We start from the raw sequence: 22,296 nt of genomic DNA, 5'->3' as shown, positions 1-22,296 counted from the left end.
GGAAAACCCGGCCGGCAAGACGTATCAGGCGTCAGCGGACACCTTGCTTCGAGAGCTCCATGATCGCGTCGACTTGGCCGGGCGTCACGATCCCCTGGCCGGTGTCGATGTCGGCGGGCGAGAGTCCCACTTTCTGCGACAGATAGGCCTGCATCACCGGCATGAATCCCTGCATGTAGGGCTGCTGGTCCACCTGCACCTGCACATAGCCAGACTTCATCTCATTCAAAACCTCGGGCACGAGGTCAAAGCCGCCGAGCAGGACCTTGCCCGGAGGAACGCCGCGGTCGCGCAACACGCGCGCCACGGCGGCATGCCAGAAGCCGGTGTCGAAATAGACGTTGATTGTCTCGTCCGATGCAAGCTTCGCGCCCACGCGGTCACCGACCACGGCGAGGTCGGTTCCGGAGTCAATGCGCTCCCAGCTGATTTCGCGGCCGGGATTGGCGGCCTTGTACTCCTCAAGGAACTTGATCACGCCGCCGCCGCGCTGCTCCGACCAGTTCTGGCCGGGAGCCGAAATGCCTACCAGCACCTTGACCGGCCCGTCCTTCGGGAAATTCGCCGATTGCGCCTTGGCCAGCGAATAGCCAGCAGGGATGAAGCCCTGGCCAATGAAGGCCTGGCGCTCATTGCCGGCCGCGCCTTCGGTATCGTCGACATTGGTGGCGATCACCACGATGCCAGCCTTGCGCGCATCCGCGATCACCTGGTCAAACGCCTTGTTGTCAACGATCGAAGTCACCAGCGCGTAGGGTTTGGAAGCGATCGCGGCCTGCATGTTGGCGACCTGCTGCTCGATCGAGCCCTCGGTCTGGGTGAAGATCATCTGGCAGTTCGCCTGTACCTTTTCGCAGGCATCGTCAAAACCCTTCTTCACGGCCTGCCAAAAGGTGTTGGACGGCGAAGAGTGCACCGTGAAAGCAATGCTCAGTCCGTCCGCCATCGCCGCGGAACTTGCCCCGAGCAGGCTGGCCGCCAGCAGCGCCGAGCGTATCATGGTCTTTGTCATGTCTTTTCTCCCGTTGTTTGCCACCGCGTCACGGCGGATGTTGTTCATGCTTTGGATAGACGTCTCGTTGGCTTGAACCTCTTGTCGATCCCGGGATGGAGTTCGAGGCCAAGCCCTGGCCCCGCCGGCACGCTGATCATCCCATCGCGGACTGGCGGAACTTCGGTAACCACATCGCGATACCAGGTTTTGTAGAAGGCGCGAACCGATTCCTGGATAAGCGCGTTGGGCGCATTGAGCGAAAGATGCGTCGATGCGGCGAGAACGACAGGCCCCGTGCAGTCATGCGGCGCCACCGGAAGCTTCCACGCCTCCGCCATGGCCGCGATCTTGCGGGCTTCCGAAATGCCGCCGCACCAGGCGAGATCGAGCATGACAATGCCTGCTGCTTCCGTTTCGAGCAGATCGCGGAACCGGAAGCGGCTGGCCAGCGTTTCCGACGCGCAGACCGGGGCGCGCGAGTTCTCCGCGTAGCGTTTGAGATCGGCGAGCGAGTCCATTTTGATCGGATCCTCATGCCAATAGGTATCGAAGGGAGCGAGGGCCCGCGCGATGCGGATGGCGGGCTGCAACTGCCACATGGAATGGAACTCGACCATGATGTCCATGCGGTCGCCGGCGGCGGCGCGGATTTTCTCGAAGGGCCGCAGCGCTTCCTTCAGCTCCTGGTTCGAGATCGACCAGCCATGGCTGCGCTCGGCGGCCACGTCGAATGGCCAGATTTTCATGGCGCTGATGCCTTCGGCGAGAAGCGATTCCGCAAGCTCGCCGGCGTTGTTCAGGAAACCGCTGAGGTCATCAACGCCCAGCGCCTGATCGCCGGCGTCAAGCCCCCAGTTCCGCGGCGACTGGCTCTCGCCTCTGCGCATGTAGTGGGTGCCGGCGCAGGTGTTGTAGGTGCGGATCTCGCGCCTCGTCCAGCCGCCCAGCAGCTGCACGATCGGCTGGCCGGTGAATTTCCCGAAGATATCCCAAAGCGCGATATCGACGGCCGAGGCAGCGCGGCTCTCAACGCCCGTCGAAGCGAATCCAAGATAGTCGACGAGGTCACGTGAAATGGCGTCGATCGCGAGAGGATCGCGGCCCAGCAGCTTGGGCGCGACGGCCTCGTGAAGATAGGCCTCGACGGCGCCAGGATGGAGAAATGTTTCGCCCAGGCCGCAAACACCCTCGCTGGTGTGGATCTTGAGCCACAGCAGATTGCCGAAATCGGCGATGCGAACGGTCTCGAGCGCGGTGATCTTCAGCATCTCAGGTGATGCCCGCCGCGAGAAGGGCCTTGACCGAATTGTCGAAGTGCTCGCCCATCAGCGCTTCAGCTTCCCGGGCATTCTGCCGGGCGATGGCCTCGGCGATTCGCTGATGGCACAGCACATTGGCTCGGCGATCCCGGTCGGCCGGGCGGCTGGACCAGCCGATATGCCACGTCTTCTCGGTGATGACGCGGAAGGCGCTGACGATGGCGGAGAACAGCGGGTTGCGCGAGGCGCGCGCGATCACCTCGTGAAAGGCGATATCGCTCTCCTTCACTTTTTCGGGACTGTCGAAATCCTGTTCCATCCGCGCGGTCAGCGCCAGAAGCGCCTCCGCCTCGGCTGGCGTCCTTCGAAGCGCCGCGAGCGCTACCGTGCGCAGTTCAATGGCCCGGCGCACATCGTAGATCTGCTGAACCGAAACCTGCTCCGTCAGCACAGCATGATCAAGGATGATTGGCAGCACTGTGTCGTCAATTCCGCCAACCCGGGCGCGGCGGCCATTGCCGATCTCGATCACCCCGACCGCCGCGAGCGACCGGAACGCCTCCCGCACCACCGCGCGCGAGACCCCAATCCGCAGCGCGAAGGCGGATTCGCTGGGGATCGCCTGGCCCGGCCGCAGGTGTTCATCCCGGATATGAGCATTGACGGCATGCATAGCGCGTGACACCAGGCTCTCGCCGGTAACGGTCTCATGGGATGCCGCAAGAGGTCTTACCATCAAAAACCTATCTGACAGGTACAACCAAAATGGTAAGACATTACAGCAAACGCCGTCTGTCAAGCCGTTTCTAATGGCGAGCCGGACCCAGCGCATCCGCGTTCTGCACCAGAGCCTTCATGTAGCCGAGCGCGAAGGCTTTGCCGGCATGCCAGGAGGCATCGCAGCTCATCTCAGGCGTATGATCGGGAATCAGAACGCCATCATAGGCTTCGTCGCGCAGGATGCGGACGATCTCCGCCATGTCGATATCGCCGTCATCGACGAAGCTCTCGACATATCGCGGCACCTTGCCACGCACGTTGCGGAAGTGGATGTAGCCAATGCGCCCGGAGCGCGCGAAACGCCGTACATGATCGTAAATGCCGCCGCCCGGCATTTCCTGGAGCGAGCCAAGGCAGAGCTCAAGTCCATTCCGCGGCGAGGGGACAAGCGACAGCAGCCTATCGTATTTTTCCGGCCGGTTGACGAGCCGCGGCGTGCCGCGCAACAGGTCCACTGGCGGATCATCCGGATGCGCGGCAAGCGTCACGCCCGCTTCCTCGGCCACCGGAATCACATCGGCAAGAAAGCGCGCAAGCCTGTCCCAGAGTTCAGACTCGGTGAGACTGACTGGCTGCTCTCCCGGCCGCTCCGGAAGGTACAGCATGTTCCACACCATGACATCGGGGATCGGCGCGCCGAGTTCCGCGGCGGCGACGCCGTAACCCACGGAATTCGCCCCGCCCCGCGCATAGGGGCCGCGGGTCCAGCCATAGACTCCGGCAATCGAAAAATTGTATCCAATGCAGGGGATGCCGGCCCGCCCGGCATCGCGGATCAGCTGCTTCAGCCCCTCGATTTGCTGGGCGCGTTCGGGTCCATCAAGCAGCACATCATACCAGAACCTCGGCGAGAAATTCTCAAGCGCGGCAAGCTTAAGCCCCTCGGCGCTGAGCGCCGCCACGAGGGCCGCCAGCTCTTCATAGGTCCATAGCCTGTCGGCCGAGCAGTCGCCCCAGCCGTGACGCGGGTCGCCACTGTAGATTTTCGGATCCCGGCCCGCGAAGTAATTGGTGAGGTGGGCCACAACATGGGTGGCGCCAGCCTGCACCGCGAATCGGAAATTCTCGCGGTGCAGCTGTTCGCGGTAGAAGCCAAGTCCGATCTTCATGATATCCCTCACTTCACGCCGAGACCGGCGGTCAGCCCGCCATCAATCCGGAAATCAGCGCCTGTCACGAAGCCCGCGCGCGGCGAGGCCAGATAAGCGACAAGCTCGGCGATCTCCTCCGGCTCGCCGATGCGGCCGATGGGATGCGCCGCGCCAAACCGCTGGAATGCCTGTTCCTCGCTCACGCCTTCGCCACCATAAGTGCGCGCCGCAAGCGACAGAAGCGGGGTACGCACCGAACCGGGCGACACCGAGTTTACCCGCACGCCCGCCGCCGCATGATCGAGCGCCATGGCGCGCGTGAGCGCATGAATGGCGCCCTTGCTGGCCACATAGGCCGCCACGTTCTGCTGGCAGTTGTGCCCCTGCACCGAGGAGATATTGACGATCGCCCCGCCGCCCCGCGCCGTCATATGCGGAATGCCAAAGCGCGCGGTCAGATAGATCGAGCCCACATTGACAGCCATACAACGCTCCCACACCGCCACGTCTGTAGTGAGCACGGTACCAAAGGGGTGAACCGCGGCCGCGTTAACAATCACATCAAGCCGGCCATGACGCTCCACGCATGCGCCGACCGCGGCGGCAACCTCTTCTTCCGAGGAAACATCGCATAGGCGCGCCGCCATGCTCAAGCCCCCGGCGCTGGCCAGCGCGTCAAAGTCCGCATTCGCACGGGGGTCGATACCAAGCCCGAGAACACGGGCGCCCGCCGCGGCAAGCCGCCGCGCCGCCGCCCGTCCAATTCCGGAGGTTCCCGTCACCAGTGCAACTTTTTCAATGAACTCCATCGCCTCTTCCTCCCTCCGCCATGGTCCAAGGCGAAGTGATGCCACGTCGAGGCCATGCAGGGAAGTTCACGGCGGCGGGATTCTGTGCCGGGCAGCTCACGCAAACGGGCGTTCCGGCCTTTGACTTTCCGGCACGCGACGTCTTCTCAGGGTTCTCGCTTCCGTCGCCTCCCAGGGCCAGGAGGGAGTTCGGCGTGGTTCGGAAAGAGCCGATGACGGCTTAGCCAAGGGAACGGTCCAGCTGGCGGTCACGCAGGATCATGAAAATGCCGGCGGCGACTACGGTGGCTGCCCCTACCCAGGTGTAGAGGTCGGGGAAATCACCAAACAGGAAATAGCCGAACAGCACCGCCCAGATCATCGCAGAGTATTCGAAGGGCGCCACGAAATTGGTTTCAGCCAGACGGTAGGCGTTGATGAACGACAGCAGCGCGCAGGCCGCGAGCACCCCATGGCCGAGGAGCAGTGCGGCATCGAAGGGACCGGGCCACACCCAGGGCCGCGACAGGAAGACGAGGCTCGGATGGGTGAAGCCGCCGAAATCCACGCTGTTGAACAGAAGCCCAACCGCCGCGGCCACCGCGGCGTAGACGATGTTCTGCCAGGCGGCGATGATGATCGGCGGCACCTGCTGCGACAAGGGCCGGCCCAGCATCTGCCCCACCGCATAGCCGAGCGCCGAGAGCAGCGCGAACACCGCCGCCGGCTCGAATACGCCAGCGCCCGGCCGCACCATGATCAGGACGCCGATGAAGCCGGTGATGATCGCCAGCCAGCGGTGCAGCCTGACGCGCTCGCCGAGCAGCGGCCCCGCCAGGCCCGCCACGAAGAACGGCATGGTGAAATAGATCGCGACGGCATTGGCAATCGGCATCGCCGCGATCGAAAGCACGAAACAGAGATAGGCGCCCGCCAGGATCACGCCGCGCAGCAGAACCCGCGGCAGGAATGGCGTCGCGATCGACCAGCCACGGCCTGCCCGCCACAGAATGAACAGGATCACCGGCACGGTGGCGACGCAACGGAACAGCAGCGTCTCATAGGCCGGGTAGCCGGATGACATGTATTTCACCACCGCGTCCTGGGCGGAGGCGAGGCCCACGCCGGAAAGAACGCAGAGCGTGGCCAGCGTGCGATTATCGGATTGCAGGCGCATGCCGGTCAGCGCCCCACGAGTTCGGACAGGATGCGGATGCCGGGCTCGATCTTGCTCTCATCGATGGACGAGAAAGCGAGACGGTAGAAATTGCGCGGCGCCTCCGGGGCGCCGAAGGCAATCCGGCCCGCTTCGATCAGCACGCCCCTGGCCGCGGCGGCGCGGGCGAGTTCATCGCTGTCGAGACGCTGGGGGCCTTTCACCCAGAAGCTGGTGCCGCCGAAACTGGGCACGCGGCTGGCATCGGGGAGATGCCGGTTCAGCGCTTCGCCCATCACCTCCCAGCGGCTGCGGTAGGCGCGGTGCAGGCGCCTGATCAGCGTGTCATGGTGGCCGAGCGAGAGGAACAGCGCCGCCGTGCGCTGGTTGTTGTTGGGGGCATGCCGCACCATCAGCCGGCGCAGGGCGCGGGCCTGGGCCACCACATTGGCCGGGGCCACCAGGAAGCCCAGCCGCAGGCCCGGAAACAGGGTTTTCGACAGTGAGCCCACATAGACCACGCGGCCCTCGTCATCGAGTGACTTGAGCGCCGGGCAAGGCTCGTTCACGTAGTTGGTTTCGAACTCGTAGTCGTCCTCGATGATCAGCACGTCATGCCTGGCGGCGCGTTTCAGGAGTTCGAGCCGGCGCTCCAGCGGCATGGTCACGGTGGTCGGGAACTGGTGACTCGGCGTTGTAAACACGATGTCGCAGGCGTTGAATGCGTCACTGGGAACCAGCCCCTTCTCATCCACCGGCAGCAGCGCAACATTGGGAGTGCTGAGGCTGAAGATATTGCGCACATCCGGGTAGCCGGGTTCTTCCATGCCAACCTGGGTCTTGGGGCTGACCAGCAGCGCGGTGAGCAGATAGAGCGCATTCTGCGCGCCGAGCGTGACCAGGATTTCATCGTCATTGGCCATGATGCCGCGCCGGGGCAGGATGCGGCGGCGGATCTGTTCGACCAGCAGGGGATCGTCATGCGCCCAGGTGTCATTGGTCCAGGAGCCGAGCCATTTCTTACCCAGTGCCTGGCGGGCGCAGTCCCGCCACTCAGCCAGGGGAAACAGATTGTGATCTACCTGGCCATAGATGAAGGGATAGGGGTAGGACTGCCAGTCCAGTGGCTTCGAGACATTGGCCTGCGCGGCGGGGCGCATGGTGAGACGGCGCGACCAGTCGATGCTGGGGGCGGCATGCCCCTGCTTCACGGCCAGTTTCGGCGGCGCCGCCGTCTCGATGGCCTTCTCGGAGACATAATAGCCCGAGCGCTCACGGGCCATCAGATAGCCGTCGTCGAGCAGCCCCTGATAGGCCAGCACCACGGTATTGCGCGAGACGCCCAGGCTCTTGGCCATCTTGCGGGTGGAGGGAATCGGCTCCTCCCGGGCGAGCTGCCCGTCGAGAATGGCCGACACCAGCGCCTCGCGGATCTGGGTCTGGAGGCTGGCATGCTCGTTGCGCCTTATGTGGACAAGCCAGTCGCGCAAGTTTGGTCCCTGTGAACACTATGACTGGACCTATCATAGGGCCAAGATAGCCGGTAGAGTAGCAAAGATTGGACTCGCAGGTTGAACCGCGCATGACCGAACCCGCCGTGAATACCTCGCCCAAGACCTGGGACGAGGTCAAAACGACCACCTGCTACATGTGCGCCTGCCGCTGCGGCATCAGGGTGCAGATGAAGGACGGCCGCGTCACCTACATCGACGGCAACCCGGCCCACCCGGTCAACAAGGGCGTGATCTGCGGCAAGGGTGCTGCCGGAATCATGCAGCATTATTCGCCCGCAAGGCTTTCGAAGCCGCTGATCAGGGTGGGCGAGCGCGGTTCAGGCGAATTCCGCGAGATCGAGTGGGAAGAAGCACTTACCACGGCGACCAAGTGGCTTTCCGCGGTGCGCGCCAAGGACCCCAAGAAGCTTGCCTTCTTCACCGGCCGCGACCAGAGCCAGGGCCTCACCGGCTGGTGGGCGGCGCAGTTCGGCACGCCGAACTACGCGGCGCATGGCGGCTTCTGCTCCGTCAACATGGCGGCGGCCGGGCTCTATACCTTTGGCGGCTCGTTCTGGGAATTCGGCGAGCCGGACTGGAAGCACACGCAATACTTCATGCTGTTCGGGGTGGCGGAGGACCACGCCTCGAACCCGATCAAGAAGGCGCTGGGGCAGCTCAAGGCGCGCGGCGCCAAGATCGTCTCGATCAACCCGATCCGCACCGGCTATTCGGCCATCGCCGATGAATGGATCGGCATCCGGCCCGGCACCGATGGGCTGTTCGTGGGCGCCCTCATCCACGAGCTGCTCTCGGCGCAGAAGATCGATGGCGAATACCTTCTGCGCTACACCACTGCGCCCTGGCTCATCGTCGAGAACCCGGGCGGCGCCGATGACGGACTGTTTGCCCGCAACCAGCAAGGCGCGGCGCTGGTGTGGGACGGCTTCTCCGGTTCGCCGATGCCGGCCCTCTCGCCCGATGCCGCGCCGAAGCTGATGGGCCGCTACACGCTGCCGGACGGGCGGCGCGCCGTGACCTCCTTCACCCTCATCGCTGAACGCTTCCTGACACCGGAATGGGCGCCGGACCAGGTGGCGGAACGCTGCGGCGTTCCGGCGGACACCATCAGGCGGATCGCGGCGGAGCTTGCCCGCACCGCCTTCGAGCGCGAGATCGCACTTGATGTTCCGTGGACAGATCATCTTGGCCGCTATCACGAGAAGATGATCGGGCGGCCGGTGTCGATGCACGCCATGCGCGGCATCTCGGCCCACGCCAACGGCTTTCACAGCTGCCGCACCATTCACCTGTTGCAGATCCTGCTCGGCACCATCGATGTGCCGGGTGGCTTCCGCTACAAGCCGCCGTTCCCGAAGCCGCCGCCGCCCGGCGTGAAGCCGGCCGGCAAGCCCGGCCAGGTGAAGCCCAACGCGCCGCTTCCCGGCCCACCACTTGGTTTCGTGACGGCGCCGGAAGACTTGCTCGTCGACGCCGAGGGCCGCCCGCAGCGCATCGACAAGGCCTATAGCTGGGAGGCGCCGCTTGCCGCCCATGGCCTGATGCACATGGTCATCACCAACGCCGCCAAGAAGGATCCTTACGGCATCGACGTCCTGTTCATGTACATGGCCAACATGAGCTGGAATTCGGCGATGAACGTGCCGGACACCATCCGCTATCTCACCCAGAAAGAACCTGACGGCTCCTACACCATTCCGAAGATCATCTATTCGGACGCCTATGCTTCCGAGATGGTGCATTATGCCGACCTGATCCTGCCTGACACCACTTATCTCGAGCGCTGGGACTGCATCTCGCTGCTCGACCGGCCGATTTCCGAAGCCGATGGGCCCGCGGATTCGATCCGCCAGCCGGTGGTGGAACCGGACCGTGACGTGCGGCCATTCCAGACCGTGCTGCTCGACCTCGGCACCCGCCTGGGCTTGAGCGGCATGACGCGCAATGACGGGTCGCCGCGCTACCCCGGCGGCTATCCGGACTACATCGTCAACCACGAGCGCGCACCCGGCGTTGGCCCGCTGGCCGGTTTCCGCGGGCCCAATGGCCGCGCCCAGGGGCGGGGCGCCCCGAACCCCCGGCAGCTCGAGCAATACATCGCCAATGGCTGCCACTGGTTCTACGAACTGCCCGACCACATGAAATACTACCGCCATGTGAACTGGGCCTATCTCGACTGGGCCACCTTCTTCGGTTTCATCGGCAAGCCGGAACCGGTGATCCACCAGCTCTATTGCGAGCCCTTGCAGAAGTTCCGGCTGGCGGCCCGCGGGCACGGAAAAATTGTTCCGCCTGCGGAGCATCGCCAGCGCATCGCCGCCTATTTCGACCCCATCCCCTTCTGGTATCCGCCGTTCGAGGGCGAGATGGTGGCGGGCGCGGACTATCCGCTGCATGCGGTTACCCAGCGGCCGATGGCGATGTATCATTCCTGGGGCTCCCAGAATGCCTGGCTCCGCCAGATCCTTGGCCGCAACTGGCTCTACATGGCGCGGCAACTGGCCGCCAGGCTGGGTGTTGCCGACGGCGACTGGGTGAAGGTCACCTCGCATCACGGCGCCATCAAGGCGCAGGCCAAGCTGATGGACGGCGTCAACCCGGAGACCGTGTGGACATGGAACGCGATTGGCAAGCGATCCGGCGCCTGGGGCCTGGCGCCGGGCGCCGATGAAGCGAAACAGGGCTTCCTGCTCAATCACCTGATCTCGGAACTGCTGCCGGAACGCGAAGGCGGCTACCGCTACGCCAACAGCGACCCGGTGACAGGCCAGGCGGCCTGGTATGATCTCCGGGTGCGGGTCGAAAAGGCCGAGGACCAGAGCATGGAAAGCGCGCCCCAATTCGCGACCCTCAAGAGCCTCGTGGAGGCCGGATGACCTCGCTTCCCCCGCCTTCCCAGAAGAAGCTGGGCCTGGTGATCGACCTCGATACCTGTGTCGGCTGCCAGGCCTGCGCCACGTCCTGCAAGGAGTGGAACACCCAGGGCTATTCGGCGCCTCTCAACGACGAAAACCCGTATGGCGCCGATCCTTCGGGCGTGTGGCTCAACCGCATCCATGGCTATGAGGTGCGCGAGGATGGGCAGGCGCAATCGCGCATCGTGCATTTTCCGCGCTCCTGCCTGCATTGCGAGGAGCCGGCCTGCGTCACCGTCTGCCCCACCGGCGCCAGCTACAAGCGCGCCGAGGACGGCATCGTGCTGGTCAACCCCGAAACCTGCATCGGCTGCAAGCTGTGCTCCTGGGCCTGCCCCTATGGCGCGCGCGAATATGACCAGAGCCATGGCGTGATGAAGAAATGCACGCTGTGCGTCGATCGCATCTACAACGAAAATTTCGAGCCCGAGGACAGGCTGCCGGCCTGCGTCAAGGCTTGCCCGACGGGTGCGCGCCATTTCGGCGATCTCGGCGATCCGGACTCCAGCGTGTCGCAGCTGGTGGCCGAGCGCGGCGGCTATGACCTGCTGCCGCAGATGGGCTACAAGCCGGTGAACAAATATCTGCCTCCGCGGGTCCGGCGCGATGCGGCAACCAGTGCGCCGGAAACCCTGCCCAAGCCCGATGGCTCCGCCTTCGACCGGCTGTTCCAGTGGGCGGACAAGGTGCTCTCATCGAAACAGGCCCGGACGCCGGTGGCAGCCGCCGACCGCTCCGGTGAGCTTGAAGGCTAGGCCCATGCATCCCGCCTATTCCGTCATCCTGTTCACCACCGCCTCGGGCGCCGGCTATGGCCTGCTGGCGCTGCTCGGGCTCGCCGCCATGAGCCACGGCCAGGCCTCCAGCCTTGCGTTTGGCCTCACCGCGATGGTGATCGCGCTGGGCCTGATCACCATCGGGCTCCTATCTTCCACTTTTCACCTCGGCCATCCGGAGCGCGCCTGGCGGGCGCTGTCGCAATGGCGCTCCTCCTGGCTGTCACGCGAGGCCGTAGCGGCGGTGGCGACCTATATCCCGGCGCTGCTGTTCGGGCTTGTCTGGACAGGCCTTGTGCCGGCGCCCGGCTGGGTCACACCATTGGCCGCGGTTACCGCCCTGCTGGCGATGATCACCGTGGTCTGCACGGCCAAGATCTATGCAACGCTGCCCACCATCCGCGCCTGGAACACCGCGCTCACGGTTCCTGTCTATCTGGCCTTCGCGCTGGCCACCGGGGCGAGCCTGCTGGCTGGCATCACCGCCATGTTCGGCAATCTGCCAGGTTTCCTGCTGGTCTTCGCCGCGGTGCTGCTGATCATCACCGCGGCGCTGAAACTTAGCTACTGGAACAGCATTGACCGCGCGCCGCGCGACCTGACCATCGAGGACGCCACCGGCCTCGGGCGCATCGGGCGGGTCAGCCAGTGGGAGGTGCCGCACACGTCAGCCAATTACGTGCAGAAGGAAATGGGCTATGCGGTGGCGCGCAAGCACGCCGCGAGGCTGCGCCGCCTCGTGATCCTGCTGCTGGTGGCTGCGGTGCTCGCCATGCTGGCGGCCTTCCTCGCTGCACCCGTCGCCATGCTCGCTGCCGTGCTGGCGCTTGCCGCGGCGGTTGTGGAACGCTGGCTGTTCTTTGCGGAAGCCCGGCATGTGGTGACGCTGTTTTACGGCGCGAGCACCGCCTGACGGTTTGTCCTTGGCAAAGCCGCCGGGATCGATATAAAGAAATCTTTATATTCCTTGTTTCGCATTGGAGACCGCCATGACCCGCCCGTCCTTCACCGAGGCTCTTCAGACCCGCCCCTGGCTTCTGGCCGATGGCGCCACGGGCACCAATTACTTTCAGATGGGGCTGGTCTCCGGCGATGCCCCGGAAATGTGGAACTTCGAGCATCCGGAGCGGGTGCGCTCGCTGCACCGCCGCTTCATCGAAGCGGGCGCCGATATCGTCCTCACCAATTCCTTCGGCGGCAACCGGCACCGTCTGAAGCTGCACGATGCCCAGAACCGGGTGCGCGAGATCAACATCGCGGCGGCGAAAAACGCCCGCGCCGAAGCCGATGCGGCGGGCCGGCCCGTCTATGTCGGCGGCTCGATCGGCCCCACCGGCGAGATCATGGAGCCGGTTGGCGCCATGAGCCATGATGAGGCCGTGAACGCCTTTGCCGAACAGGCACTGGCGCTCAAGGAAGGCGGCGCCGATGTGCTGTGGATCGAAACCATGTCATCAGAGGAAGAATTGAAAGCGGCCGTGGAAGGCGCATCGAAGGCGGACCTTCCCATCGTCACCACCATGAGTTTCGACACCAACGGCAGGACCATGATGGGCATCACGCCCAAGGCGTTCGGGGCGATGACCGCGGCACTTCCGGTGCAGCCCGCGGCGATCGGGGCCAATTGTGGCGTCGGGGCTTCCGAGCTGATCGCCACGGTGCTGGGCATCACCGCGGCGCGGCCGGATGCCGCCGTGGTCGCCAAGGGCAATTGCGGAATCCCGCAATATGTCGACGGGCACATCCATTACACCGGCACACCGGAGCTGATGGCGGATTATGCCCGCATTGCGCTCGACGCCGGGGCCAGGATCATCGGCGGCTGCTGCGGCACCTCTCCGGAGCATCTCGCTTCGATGCGCAAGGCGCTGGAAGGCCACAGCAAGGGCGAACGTCCGTCGATCGAATTCATCGAAGAAAAGCTGGGGCCGGTCTCGGAACTCGCCAAGGGCCGGGATGCCGCCGCCGCGGGGGCCGCCCGCCGCGAGCGCCGGCGCGGCAATTGACACGCGTCAAGGCCGGCTAGCCCGCGGCGCGGCAAGGTCGCGCCATGTTCGATGCCGAATTCCTGAAGGGCGAGACCTGGGGTTTTCCCGGCGCAGCCGTGGAGCATATCGAAACTCATGCGGCACATGTGTTTCTGGCGGGCCCGCGCGCCTTCAAGATCAAGAAGGACGTGAAGCTCCCCTATCTTGATTTTTCGAGCAGGGAGAAACGGCAACAGGCGCTGGCCGCCGAGCTTGAGATCAACCGCATCTTTTCAGGCGATATCTATCTTGGACTGATGGAGGTGAGAGGCGAGCCGGTTCTGGTGATGCGGCGTTTCGCGGGCGGAGCGCTTCTGTCCTGGCAAATGGCGCATGGCGGCATCGATGCCGGTCTGGCCGGCAAGCTGGCGGCGATGGCCGCCCATTCACATGACCGCGCCCCACGCCGCGACACGCCGGGAGCCGGAATCATGACGGGTCTCGGCGCCCAGCTCTCCGGGGCCTTCGTCGATTCGCCCGACATCTTCAGGCCCGCCGAAACGATCGAATTTCACGCCGCCTATCGGGCCGCCCTGCAAACCGGCAAGGCGCTGCTCAATGCACGCAGCGAGAGAGGCCTGGTGCGCCGCTGTCACGGCGACATGCACGCCGGCAACATCATCGTCGAGGCGGGCGAGCCGAAGCTGTTCGACGCCATCGAATTCAGCGAGAAAATCGCGACCATCGACGTGCTCTATGACCTCGCCTTCCTGGTGATGGACCTGTGGACCAATGCGGAGAGGCGCGCCGCCAACCTGGTGCTGAACCGTTATCTGCATCTTCGCCGCAATGCTGAAGACCTCTCCGGGCTCACGGCGCTGCCGCTGTTTCTTGCGACGCGCGCGGGGGTGCGCGCGCTGGTCAGCGCCGATTTGGCGCATGAGCAGCAGATGAGGGACTCGCTGCAGGCGCGCGGCCAGGCGCTTGACTGGTTCCGGGCGGCCCTCGCCTATCTGCGGCCGGCGGCCCCGCTGCTGGTCGCGATCGGCGGGCTGTCCGGCACCGGGAAGTCGACCGCCGCCGCGGCGCTGGCGCCCGGCATCGGCTTAGCGCCCGGCGCCATCCATGTGCGCAGCGATATTGAACGCAAGGTGCTGGCGGGTGTTAGCGAAACCGAAAGGCTGGGGGCAGCGCACTACTCCCGCGACGCATCCTTCGCGGTTTATGACGCCTGCCTCGCGCGTGCGGAGGCAGCTCTCAGAGCCGGGCAGGCGGCGGTGCTCGATGCGGTGTTCGCCGCGCCTCATGAGCGGCGGGCCGCCGAAGACCTGGCGCGCCGAGTGGGTGTCCGGTTTGAGGGCTTGTGGCTTGAAGCGCCGGAAGCGCTGCTCAAATCGCGCGTCGAATCCCGGCATGGCGATGCGTCGGACGCGACACCGCAGGTGGTGGACAGGCAACTGGGCTATGATCTTGGCCAGATCGGCTGGCGGCGCATCGACGCCGGCGGTTCCGCAAGCGAGACCGTGGCGCGGATCAGCGCCCTGCTTACGCCCTGACCTGGCGGGCCAGTGAGGCGAGGAACAGGTCGACCTCAGCTTCCGTGTTGTAATGCGCGAGCCCCACGCGCAGCACGCCACCCTTGTCCATCAGGCCCATGCGCGTGACCGGCTCGATCGCGTAGTTGTGCCCTGACCACACGAAGATATTGTCCCGGGCGAAGGCCTGCGCCAGCCCTTGGGGATGATGCCCTTCGATGGTGAAGGACACCGTGGGCACGCGCCGGTGCATGGCATTGGCCGAGGTGACGCCGCGGATCGTGAGGCCCCTGAAGGTTTTCAAACCTTCGATGAGGCGCAGCGTGAGCATCTGCTCGTAACCGGCGATGGCGGCCCAGGCCGACGCGATCCTCCCGGCGCGGGTTTCGCCACTGCCGAATTGCTCCAGATATTCGATGGCCCCCAGCGTGCCCGCCATGCCTTCATGCGACAGCGTGCCGGTTTCGAACTTGTGCGGCAGATCCTCGCCGGCGGGGCGCACCTTGTAGCCGAAGGTCTCGCGCAGCAGCGGCTCGCGGCCCCACAACACGCCCTGATGCGGGCCGAACCATTTATAGGCCGAGGACACCACGATATCGGCGCCAAGATCCTGAACGTCGATCGCGTAATGCGGCGCGAATTGCACGGCATCGAGATAGACGATGGCGCCGGCGGCCCTGGCTTCGGCGGCAAAATGCTTCACATCGTTAACCGTTCCGGTGCAATTGGACGCCATGCCCATGGCAAGCAGCCGTGTCTTGTCCGTCAGCACCTTGCTCAGCGCATCGTCGGGAAATTCATAGGTGCCGGTGTCGAAATCCATCCAGCGCACGGTGAGGCCCAGGTCCTCGGCGAGCAGCAGCCATGGCGCCACATTGGCATCGTGGTCCATGCGCGAGAGCACGATCTCGTCACCGGGCCGGAACCGCTTGCCGAGGCAGCGCGACATGTGCAGCGTCAGGCTGGTCATGTTCTGCCCGAACACGATCTCGGCGGGCGAGGCGGCGTTGTAGAAATCAGCACAGGCCTGGTGGGCGAGGTCGACCAGTTCACCCGCTTCCACCGTGGTCTTGAAGTAACCTCCCAGATTGGCGTTGCAGCGGGTCAGGCAGTCGACCGTGCGGTCGATGACCTGACGCGGCACCTGGGTGCCCGCCGGATTGTCAAAATAGACGCGCGCATGGCCCTCGTCGGCGATCGACAGGGCCGGGAACTGGCTGCGGCAGAGGGCGGCATCAAAGGTCGAAGGCATGATAAAAAATCCGGTTCAATCAATGGGAAACCATGTTTAGCCGCGGTTTCCACTTGCCTCAACCGTCGCTTTCCGGCATGTGGGCGTCGCCCGCTGGCGACCGTCTGGCGCCGCCCGGCCTATGCTGCCTTGATATGAATTTCCGCCCGGAGACTGCCGATGAGTGATGATGGCGAACTCGACCTCAACTCCCTCAATGACGAGGAACTGGTCCAGCAGGTCCATGACGATCTCTACGACGGCCTCAAGGAAGAGGTGGAGGCGGCGGTTCACATTCTGCTCGGCCGCGGCTGGGCGCCCTACAAGGTGCTGACCGAGGCGCTGGTCGAGGGCATGCGGATCGTTGGCGTCGACTTCCGGGACGGCATCCTGTTCGTGCCGGAGGTGCTGCTGGCCGCCAATTCCATGAAGGCGGGCATGTCCATCCTGCGTCCGCTGCTCATCGCAACCGGCGCGCCGCGCCAGGGCAAGATGGTGATCGGCACGGTCAAGGGCGACATCCACGACATCGGCAAGAACCTTGTCGGCATGATGATGGAAGGTGCGGGCTTCGAGGTCATCGATCTCGGCATCAACAACCCGGTCGAGAAGTATCTCGATGCGATCGAGCAGCACAAGCCGGACATCCTCGGCATGTCGGCGCTGCTCACCACCACCATGCCTTACATGAAAGTGGTGATCGACACGCTGAAGGAAAAAGGCATGCGCGATGATTACATCGTGCTGGTGGGCGGCGCGCCGCTCAATGAGGAATTCGCCAAGGCAATCGGCGCCGACGCTTACTGCCGGGACGCCGCCGTCGCGGTGGAAACCGCCAAGAGCTTCATGGCCCGCAAGCACAATCAGATAGCGGCCGGCTGACGAGGCGAAAGGCCGGCGGTGACAGGCGTCGATCTGAAGCCATCCGACGAATTCGAGTTCAAGCCGGGTCACGGCAAGGTTCTTCTGCTCGCCTGTGGCGCGCTGGCGCGGGAAATCGTCGACCTCATCGAGCGCAACCGCTGGTCTGCTTTCGACCTGCAATGCCTGCCCGCCAAATGGCACAATACGCCAGAAAAGATCGTGCCTGCGCTGCGCGCCAAGATCGCCGCCGCCCGGGGGCGCTATCAATCGATCTTCGTGCTCTACGGCGATTGCGGCACGGGCGGCGCGCTGGACCGGCTGCTCGCGGAGGAGGGGGTCGAGCGCATCGCGGGCCCCCACTGTTACGCATTCTTCTCAGGCAATGTTGAATTTGAGACGCATGCGGACGATGACGTGACGGCCTTCTTCCTGACGGATTATCTGGCGCGTCATTTCGACAAGCTGATCTGGCAGGGGCTGGGACTGGACCGGCACCCCGAATTGCTGCCGGACTATTTCGGCAACTACACGAAGATCGTGTTCCTGGCGCAAACCCGGAACGAGGATCTCACGCGTCAGGCTGAGGATGCGGCGAAGCGTCTGGGTCTCGGCTTCGAGTACCGCTTCACCGGCTATGGCGATCTCGAATCCGATCTCGCACAACGCGCGGAAGCATAAAAGCCCCCGCCTGGAACTCCCGGGCCGGGGATATCGCATGCCGTCTTGGTGCTGCCCGAAGCGCTGTTCTCCGCGGTTCAACGGAACGGCCAGATGCGGACCGTTGTGGACGGATCGCATAGAGTAGATTGAGGAGCCACGGGGCATGCCCTTCGCCTTCGGATCGTGGCGAGAGCAAGAAAAGGTCCGTTTGAATCGCGCCCGGCCAAGGTCGGCGGCCGGGCGAGGGGTAGCATGCTCGCTGCCGGCAGGCGTTACACCGGCTGGCACTCATACCAGATCTCGCCCGGCGTGGGCCTGCCGGTTTCGTTCATGCGGTGGATGATGGCCTTGACGCCAAAGCGCGTGCAGCGGCGGGCATTCTTGAACACGCCGACGCTCCAGGCCGTGGCTTTTGCGCCCGGCTGGCGCTCGAAAACAACCAGACGATGCGGGCCGGCGCCGGTCACGAATTGCCTCGGCTCCGGATCCAGATCAGACATGCGCGTATCAAGCTCCGCTTCTTGCGGTGCGGCTGGCTTTGGCGGTGGCTTCTTGGGCGCCGGCGTGGCGGCAAGCTTCGGCTTGGGCTTCGGCGTCGGGACCGGCTCAGCGGCAGGGGCGGGGGGAGGTTCCGGTGTAACCGATGCGGTCGCCTCTGGCGAAACCTGAAGTTTCAGCGCCGGCGTTTCGGTTTCCGCCGCGGCTGCCATCTGGGCGGATGAGCCGAACACCGGCGGTGGCGCTGGCGCTTCGGCAAGCCGGGGCTGGGCTGACTGCGGCTGAGGAGGGAGCGCGTCAGTCTTGGCGAGCGGCACGGGATCTGGCGCGGCGGCCACCGGCGGCGGAACCTGCGGCGATTGCGGCAGCAGCAGGAATGCCCCACCAACCAGCACCGCCGCGAGCAACAGGCCCGGCACAAGGAACGGCAGCAGCGAACGGCGCCGCGTTTTCGCGGGGCGGGAGGCCGGAGGCCCCGGCCTGATGCCACTGATGCCGGAAGGCGGCGGCACTCCGCCGGACCTGACGCCCGCCGCGATCATCCGCTGCCGGGCGGCCAGATGCGCGTCAAGCTCGCGCTCGGTGGCGGCAAGCAGCTCCGCATCGTAGCGGCGGCGGCTCTCAGGCGTCCGCAGCACCTCATAGGCCTGCTGCACCTGCTCGAAGCGCTCAGCCGATGCCGTGCCAGCGGTGGAACCCGTATCGGGATGGTATTTCTTGGCAAGCACCCGGTAGGCGGCGGTAATCACCTCCTGGTCGGCCGAAGGATCGATGCCCAGCACGGCGTAATGATCTGGAAAACCGGTCATGTTCGATGGCTGCCCCTGGGTCGGCCCTAAGCTCCGGCTGTTTGATCAAACAGATTCGCGGCAGAATTCAGGCCTGCCGCTGCCGCCGCTCGGCCACCGCCACAGCCAGCGTCATGGCGAGGGTCAGGGTGGCGGCCATGGAACGGAAACCCTCGAAATCGGCCTCGTCAATCTCGATCCACTGCCGCGCAAACTGGGCGAGCGGCGAGAGCGGGCTATCGGTGATTGCCAGGATCGGAACCTTCCTTGCCGCCGCTGTCCGCGCCATGGCGAGCGTTTCCGGCGCGTAGGGCGCGAAGGAAATGGCCAGCACCACATCCTGCGCCGTGGCGAAGCTCAATTGCTCAGCGGCAAGGCCACCCACCCCGTCGACCAGCATGGCCCGCACGCCCAGCTTGCCGAAGGCATAGGCCATATAGGCGGCAATCGGGAAGGAGCGGCGCTGGCCGATGAGATAGATCGTCTCGGCCGCCGCCAGTTGCGCCACCGCACGGTCAAGGTCGGCGGCCACCAGCTTTTCCTCCAGCGCCGCGATGGACTTGGCGGAAGTCTCGCAGAAACCCTGGAAGATGACGATGGACTTTGAGGTCTCCCGCGCGTGTTCGCGGAGCTGCTGCAATCGCTCGCCATAGTTCAGGACCCGGTCCCGCAGGCGGGCGCGGAAAACCTCCTGCATGTCGGAGAAGCCTTCATAGCCCATGGCCTGGCTGAAACGCACCAGCGCCGAGGGCTGCACCTCGGCCTGTCCGGCAATCGAGGCGACGGTGCCAAACGCGATCTCGTCAGGATACTCGAGGGCAAAGCTGGCGATCTGGCCCAGCCGCCGGGGCAGCGCCGGGGCGCGCGCGGCAATCAGCGCCTTCAGGGCGGCGAAGTCACGCGGGGCGGATGGAACATCAGGCATTGGAACAAATATTTCACGAAAGCTGTTTCGTTCCAACCGCTTTGTGAAGCTTCTTAGATCTGTTCCTTCCGCCGCGACGGACCCGAGACGGGCGCCCGCCGCCTGCCATCGCCGCCGGGGCCGGGTTCGCCTGCGGCCAGCGCCCGGCGCAAGCGGCGCAGGATCACGGATTTCGCCTTCTCATCGCCCGCCTTGTCCACCGCGTCACGCACATCAAGGATGAAGTCGGCAAGGTCGTTGTGGCTGTCCAGATGCGCCACCATGGTGGGGTCGATGCGCGGCCGCGTCTCGCCGGCGAGGAAGGCGCAGGCGCCGCCCGACAGGTCATAGACGGAATCGAGGCTGGGTATCAGGATACAATCATGCGGCAGATCGAGCTTCTTGAGATCCTCCGCCATGCCGCGCTGGCCTTCCTCTTCGCCATGGGTCAGGAAGATCGAGCGGCCGATGGGCAGGCGCTCCTTCACCCACTGCACCAGCTCCGGGCCGTCGGCGTGGCCTGAGTAATCCTCGATCTGGCGGATCTCGGCCTTGACGCTGATCGTCTCACCCATGATCGTCACGGTCTGAGCTCCATCCTGAAGGATGCGCCCCAGCGAGCCTTCGGCCTGGAAGCCCGCCAGCAGCACGGTGGTCGAGGGCTGCCAGAGATGGTTCTTCAGGTGATGGCGGATACGGCCGGCATCGCACATGCCGCTCGCCGCCACGATGATGTGGAACCCGGTGAAGCGGGCGAGCGCCTTCGAATCCTCGACGCTTTCCGTGGAGCGCACATAGGGCGAATTGAAAGCGCGCGTGAGATCGGGCCCATGCTGCAGCTCGGCCGCGTGCTTGGTGAAGATGGCGGTGGCCTTCGAGGCCAGCGGGCTGTCAATGAAGATGTTGGCCTTGGGCGCCAGGCCTTCGTCCATCAGCTTGACGAGATCGGTGACCAGTTCCTGGGTACGCTCGACGGCGAAGGAGGGAATGAGCAGCGCGCCCTTCTTGCGCGCCGCGGCATTGACTTCGGTTGCGAGAATCTCCCGTCTGCCCTGTTCGCTGCGCTCGAACCGGTCACGCCCGCCATAGGTCGATTCGCAAATCACGATGTCGAAATTGACCGGCGCTTCAGGGTCGGTCTGCAGCATCTTGTTGTCGGGGCCGATGTCGCCTGAGAACAGGAGGCGCAGCGGCTTGCCGCCGGGCTGGCTCACCTCCACCTCGATCGATGCGCTGCCCAGGAGATGGCCAGCGTTCCAGAACCTCGCGCGGATGCCGGGCGCGGGCGCGATCCAGGTTTCGTAGTCATGGCCCTCGAACTGCGGAAGCGAGGCCATCGCGTCATCGAAGGTGTAGATCGGTTCCACTTCCGCTTCGCCGCGCCGCGTGCGCCGCTGGTTCAGCTGCTTTACTTCCATTTCCTGTATGCCGCCCGAATCGGGAAGCATGATCGCGCAGAGATCGGCGGTGGCCACGGTGCAGTGAATGCGGCCGCCATAGCCATGCTTCACCAGCTTCGGCAGCAACCCGGCGTGGTCAATATGGGCATGGGTGAGCAGCACCGCGGTAAGCCGCGACGGCTCGAAGGGAAAGGCCCGGTAGTTGAGCTCGCGTTCGGTCTTCGATCCCTGGAACATGCCGCAGTCGATGAGGACACGGGCATCGCCGGTGTCGAGCAGATAGCAGGAGCCGGTGACGGTGCGGGCCGCGCCATGAAACGTCAGTCTGATCATGTTCGGGTCTCCGGCAGCTTGAGGCCGCGGCTGACCAGCTGTTGCCAGGCCTCGCGCGGGGTGTCGGCATAGCCGAACAGGTCAAGATCGTCTTGATGAATCATGCCGGTATCGACGAATTGCCGGAAGTCGATCAGCTTCTTCCAGAACCCGGAGTCATAGAGGACAACGGGAAGCGCATCGTCCATCTTGCCGGTCTGGCGGAGGGTGAGAATCTCGAACAGCTCGTCCATGGTTCCAAAACCGCCCGGGAACACCACGAGCGCCGCGGCGCGGATCGCGAAGTGCATCTTGCGCATGGCGAAGTAATGGAAACGGAAGGTGAGATCCGGTGTCGAATAGGCGTTGGGCTCCTGCTCCATGGGCAGCGTGATGTTGAAGCCGATCGACGGCGCGTCGACGTCATGTGCGCCGCGGTTGGCGGCCTCCATGATGCCGGGGCCGCCGCCGGTGGCGATCACGTTCTGCCGCGGCTCGTGGTTCCTGAGCTTGGCGCCGCCTTCCTCGGAGCAGATGCGGGCGAATTCGCGCGCCGCATTGTACCAGCCGTTGGCGTCGTCCTCCCGAACCCGCGCCGAACCAAAGACGATCACCGTGGTGGCCACGCCCCACTTGCGCAGGTGTTCCTCGGCCTTCTGATATTCGAGCTGGAAGCGCAGCCCACGGGTGGTGTCACCCAGCAGAAAATCCATATCCATGGCGGGAAGCCGGTAGGCGGCGGCGGCCATTTGAGCCTTGTTCGATTGGGTCACGATGGCGGGATTCCTGATCGGCGATGCGGATGCCCGGCAAGGGATAGGCCAGCCCGGAGCCCGCTTCAAGGGGCGTCGAGACTGGCCTTTT

19 protein-coding genes are annotated in these 22,296 nt (G+C 64.8%); 7 read left to right on the top strand and 12 right to left on the bottom strand.

The genetic code is table 11. The features are described 5' to 3' along the window. Window positions 1–31: 31 nt before the first annotated feature. From ACKOED_RS05115 to ACKOED_RS05085, 7 genes are all read right to left on the bottom strand, one after another. Window positions 32–1,000: a sugar ABC transporter substrate-binding protein gene (locus ACKOED_RS05115; RefSeq protein ID WP_408915512.1), complete on the bottom strand. Its 969-nt coding sequence runs from the start codon at window positions 998–1,000 to the stop codon at window positions 32–34. A 56-nt stretch (window positions 1,001–1,056) separates the two neighbouring features. Next, window positions 1,057–2,259, bottom strand: a complete 1,203-nt coding sequence (locus ACKOED_RS05110) for a mandelate racemase/muconate lactonizing enzyme family protein (protein WP_408915511.1) — start codon at window positions 2,257–2,259, stop codon at window positions 1,057–1,059. Window positions 2,260–2,263: 4 nt separating this feature from the next. Further along, a complete protein-coding gene (locus ACKOED_RS05105) occupies window positions 2,264–2,989 on the bottom strand; it encodes a FadR/GntR family transcriptional regulator (protein ID WP_408915499.1) in 726 nt (241 codons plus the stop codon). Window positions 2,990–3,059: 70 nt separating this feature from the next. After that, a complete protein-coding gene (locus ACKOED_RS05100) occupies window positions 3,060–4,142 on the bottom strand; it encodes a mannonate dehydratase (protein ID WP_408915498.1) in 1,083 nt (360 codons plus the stop codon). 8 nt (window positions 4,143–4,150) lie between these two features. Beyond that, window positions 4,151–4,933 (bottom strand): SDR family NAD(P)-dependent oxidoreductase, encoded by a 783-nt coding sequence (locus tag ACKOED_RS05095; RefSeq protein WP_408915497.1) that lies wholly within the window; start codon window positions 4,931–4,933, stop codon window positions 4,151–4,153. A 220-nt stretch (window positions 4,934–5,153) separates the two neighbouring features. Further along, window positions 5,154–6,089 carry a DMT family transporter gene (locus ACKOED_RS05090; protein WP_408915496.1) on the bottom strand — a complete coding sequence of 312 codons (936 nt, stop codon included), beginning with the start codon at window positions 6,087–6,089 and terminating at the stop codon, window positions 5,154–5,156. A gap of 5 nt (window positions 6,090–6,094) precedes the next feature. Further along, window positions 6,095–7,558, bottom strand: a complete 1,464-nt coding sequence (locus ACKOED_RS05085) for a PLP-dependent aminotransferase family protein (RefSeq protein WP_408915495.1) — start codon at window positions 7,556–7,558, stop codon at window positions 6,095–6,097. 92 nt (window positions 7,559–7,650) lie between these two features. Between ACKOED_RS05085 and ACKOED_RS05080 the strand changes: the two genes are divergently transcribed. The 5 genes from ACKOED_RS05080 (at window position 7,651) to ACKOED_RS05060 (ending at window position 14,796) form a co-directional block, all read left to right on the top strand. After that, a complete protein-coding gene (locus ACKOED_RS05080) occupies window positions 7,651–10,458 on the top strand; it encodes a molybdopterin oxidoreductase family protein (protein WP_408915494.1) in 2,808 nt (935 codons plus the stop codon). Next, entirely contained in the window at window positions 10,455–11,252 is a 798-nt protein-coding gene (locus ACKOED_RS05075) for a 4Fe-4S dicluster domain-containing protein (protein ID WP_408915493.1), read from the top strand. Before ACKOED_RS05080 ends, ACKOED_RS05075 begins: the two co-directional genes overlap by 4 nt. A gap of 4 nt (window positions 11,253–11,256) precedes the next feature. Next, window positions 11,257–12,186 (top strand): dimethyl sulfoxide reductase anchor subunit family protein, encoded by a 930-nt coding sequence (locus ACKOED_RS05070; protein ID WP_408915492.1) that lies wholly within the window; start codon window positions 11,257–11,259, stop codon window positions 12,184–12,186. A gap of 76 nt (window positions 12,187–12,262) precedes the next feature. After that, entirely contained in the window at window positions 12,263–13,279 is a 1,017-nt protein-coding gene (gene bmt, locus ACKOED_RS05065) for a betaine--homocysteine S-methyltransferase (protein WP_408915491.1), read from the top strand. Window positions 13,280–13,323: 44 nt separating this feature from the next. Then, window positions 13,324–14,796 (top strand): AAA family ATPase, encoded by a 1,473-nt coding sequence (locus ACKOED_RS05060; protein ID WP_408915490.1) that lies wholly within the window; start codon window positions 13,324–13,326, stop codon window positions 14,794–14,796. On the opposite strand, the gene ACKOED_RS05055 is transcribed toward ACKOED_RS05060, so the two are convergent. Next, window positions 14,786–16,027 carry a cysteine desulfurase-like protein gene (locus tag ACKOED_RS05055; RefSeq protein ID WP_408915489.1) on the bottom strand — a complete coding sequence of 414 codons (1,242 nt, stop codon included), beginning with the start codon at window positions 16,025–16,027 and terminating at the stop codon, window positions 14,786–14,788. The genes ACKOED_RS05060 and ACKOED_RS05055 overlap by 11 nt on opposite strands. Window positions 16,028–16,186: 159 nt before the next feature. On the opposite strand from ACKOED_RS05055, the gene ACKOED_RS05050 reads away from it, so the two are divergent. Both ACKOED_RS05050 and ACKOED_RS05045 read left to right on the top strand, forming a co-directional pair. After that, window positions 16,187–16,888 (top strand): corrinoid protein, encoded by a 702-nt coding sequence (locus tag ACKOED_RS05050; RefSeq protein WP_408915488.1) that lies wholly within the window; start codon window positions 16,187–16,189, stop codon window positions 16,886–16,888. An 18-nt stretch (window positions 16,889–16,906) separates the two neighbouring features. Next, window positions 16,907–17,548: a DUF1638 domain-containing protein gene (locus ACKOED_RS05045; RefSeq protein WP_408915487.1), complete on the top strand. Its 642-nt coding sequence runs from the start codon at window positions 16,907–16,909 to the stop codon at window positions 17,546–17,548. A gap of 254 nt (window positions 17,549–17,802) precedes the next feature. Here ACKOED_RS05045 and ACKOED_RS05040 read toward each other — a convergent pair whose 3' ends face one another. From ACKOED_RS05040 to ACKOED_RS05025, 4 genes are all read right to left on the bottom strand, one after another. Then, the gene (locus ACKOED_RS05040) at window positions 17,803–18,837 is read right to left on the bottom strand and encodes a J domain-containing protein (RefSeq protein ID WP_408915486.1); all 1,035 of its coding nucleotides are present in this window, start codon (window positions 18,835–18,837) and stop codon (window positions 17,803–17,805) included. Window positions 18,838–18,904: 67 nt separating this feature from the next. Continuing rightward, window positions 18,905–19,741 (bottom strand): MurR/RpiR family transcriptional regulator, encoded by an 837-nt coding sequence (locus ACKOED_RS05035; protein ID WP_408915485.1) that lies wholly within the window; start codon window positions 19,739–19,741, stop codon window positions 18,905–18,907. 53 nt (window positions 19,742–19,794) lie between these two features. Further along, on the bottom strand, window positions 19,795–21,453 hold the full coding sequence (locus ACKOED_RS05030) for an MBL fold metallo-hydrolase (protein WP_408915484.1): 1,659 nt from the start codon (window positions 21,451–21,453) through the stop codon (window positions 19,795–19,797). Continuing rightward, window positions 21,450–22,181, bottom strand: coding sequence for a TIGR00730 family Rossman fold protein (locus ACKOED_RS05025; RefSeq protein WP_408915510.1), 732 nt, complete (start codon window positions 22,179–22,181; stop codon window positions 21,450–21,452). Before ACKOED_RS05025 ends, ACKOED_RS05030 begins: the two co-directional genes overlap by 4 nt. Between the last annotated feature and the right edge of the window lie 115 nt (window positions 22,182–22,296).

The sequence above is a fragment of the Aestuariivirga sp. genome, assembly GCF_046093005.1.
Classification (GTDB): domain Bacteria; phylum Pseudomonadota; class Alphaproteobacteria; order Rhizobiales; family Aestuariivirgaceae; genus Aestuariivirga.
Note: the sequence above shows the minus strand (reverse complement) of the source record. Positions and strands in the feature narration are given on the sequence as shown.

What these genes read in the sequence shown, in the direction of transcription:
- ACKOED_RS05035 (WP_408915485.1), bottom strand. Translation starts at nt 19,741, where the DNA reads ATGCCTGATGTTCCATCCGCCCCGCGTGACTTCGCCGCCCTGAAGGCG.
- ACKOED_RS05115 (WP_408915512.1), bottom strand. Translation starts at nt 1,000, where the DNA reads ATGATACGCTCGGCGCTGCTGGCGGCCAGCCTGCTCGGGGCAAGTTCC.
- ACKOED_RS05090 (WP_408915496.1), bottom strand. Translation starts at nt 6,089, where the DNA reads ATGCGCCTGCAATCCGATAATCGCACGCTGGCCACGCTCTGCGTTCTT.
- ACKOED_RS05095 (WP_408915497.1), bottom strand. Translation starts at nt 4,933, where the DNA reads ATGGAGTTCATTGAAAAAGTTGCACTGGTGACGGGAACCTCCGGAATT.
- ACKOED_RS05050 (WP_408915488.1), top strand. Translation starts at nt 16,187, where the DNA reads ATGAGTGATGATGGCGAACTCGACCTCAACTCCCTCAATGACGAGGAA.
- ACKOED_RS05040 (WP_408915486.1), bottom strand. Translation starts at nt 18,837, where the DNA reads ATGACCGGTTTTCCAGATCATTACGCCGTGCTGGGCATCGATCCTTCG.
- ACKOED_RS05025 (WP_408915510.1), bottom strand. Translation starts at nt 22,181, where the DNA reads ATGGCCGCCGCCGCCTACCGGCTTCCCGCCATGGATATGGATTTTCTG.
- ACKOED_RS05075 (WP_408915493.1), top strand. Translation starts at nt 10,455, where the DNA reads ATGACCTCGCTTCCCCCGCCTTCCCAGAAGAAGCTGGGCCTGGTGATC.
- ACKOED_RS05060 (WP_408915490.1), top strand. Translation starts at nt 13,324, where the DNA reads ATGTTCGATGCCGAATTCCTGAAGGGCGAGACCTGGGGTTTTCCCGGC.
- ACKOED_RS05030 (WP_408915484.1), bottom strand. Translation starts at nt 21,453, where the DNA reads ATGATCAGACTGACGTTTCATGGCGCGGCCCGCACCGTCACCGGCTCC.
- ACKOED_RS05100 (WP_408915498.1), bottom strand. Translation starts at nt 4,142, where the DNA reads ATGAAGATCGGACTTGGCTTCTACCGCGAACAGCTGCACCGCGAGAAT.
- bmt (WP_408915491.1), top strand. Translation starts at nt 12,263, where the DNA reads ATGACCCGCCCGTCCTTCACCGAGGCTCTTCAGACCCGCCCCTGGCTT.
- ACKOED_RS05105 (WP_408915499.1), bottom strand. Translation starts at nt 2,989, where the DNA reads ATGGTAAGACCTCTTGCGGCATCCCATGAGACCGTTACCGGCGAGAGC.
- ACKOED_RS05080 (WP_408915494.1), top strand. Translation starts at nt 7,651, where the DNA reads ATGACCGAACCCGCCGTGAATACCTCGCCCAAGACCTGGGACGAGGTC.
- ACKOED_RS05070 (WP_408915492.1), top strand. Translation starts at nt 11,257, where the DNA reads ATGCATCCCGCCTATTCCGTCATCCTGTTCACCACCGCCTCGGGCGCC.
- ACKOED_RS05055 (WP_408915489.1), bottom strand. Translation starts at nt 16,027, where the DNA reads ATGCCTTCGACCTTTGATGCCGCCCTCTGCCGCAGCCAGTTCCCGGCC.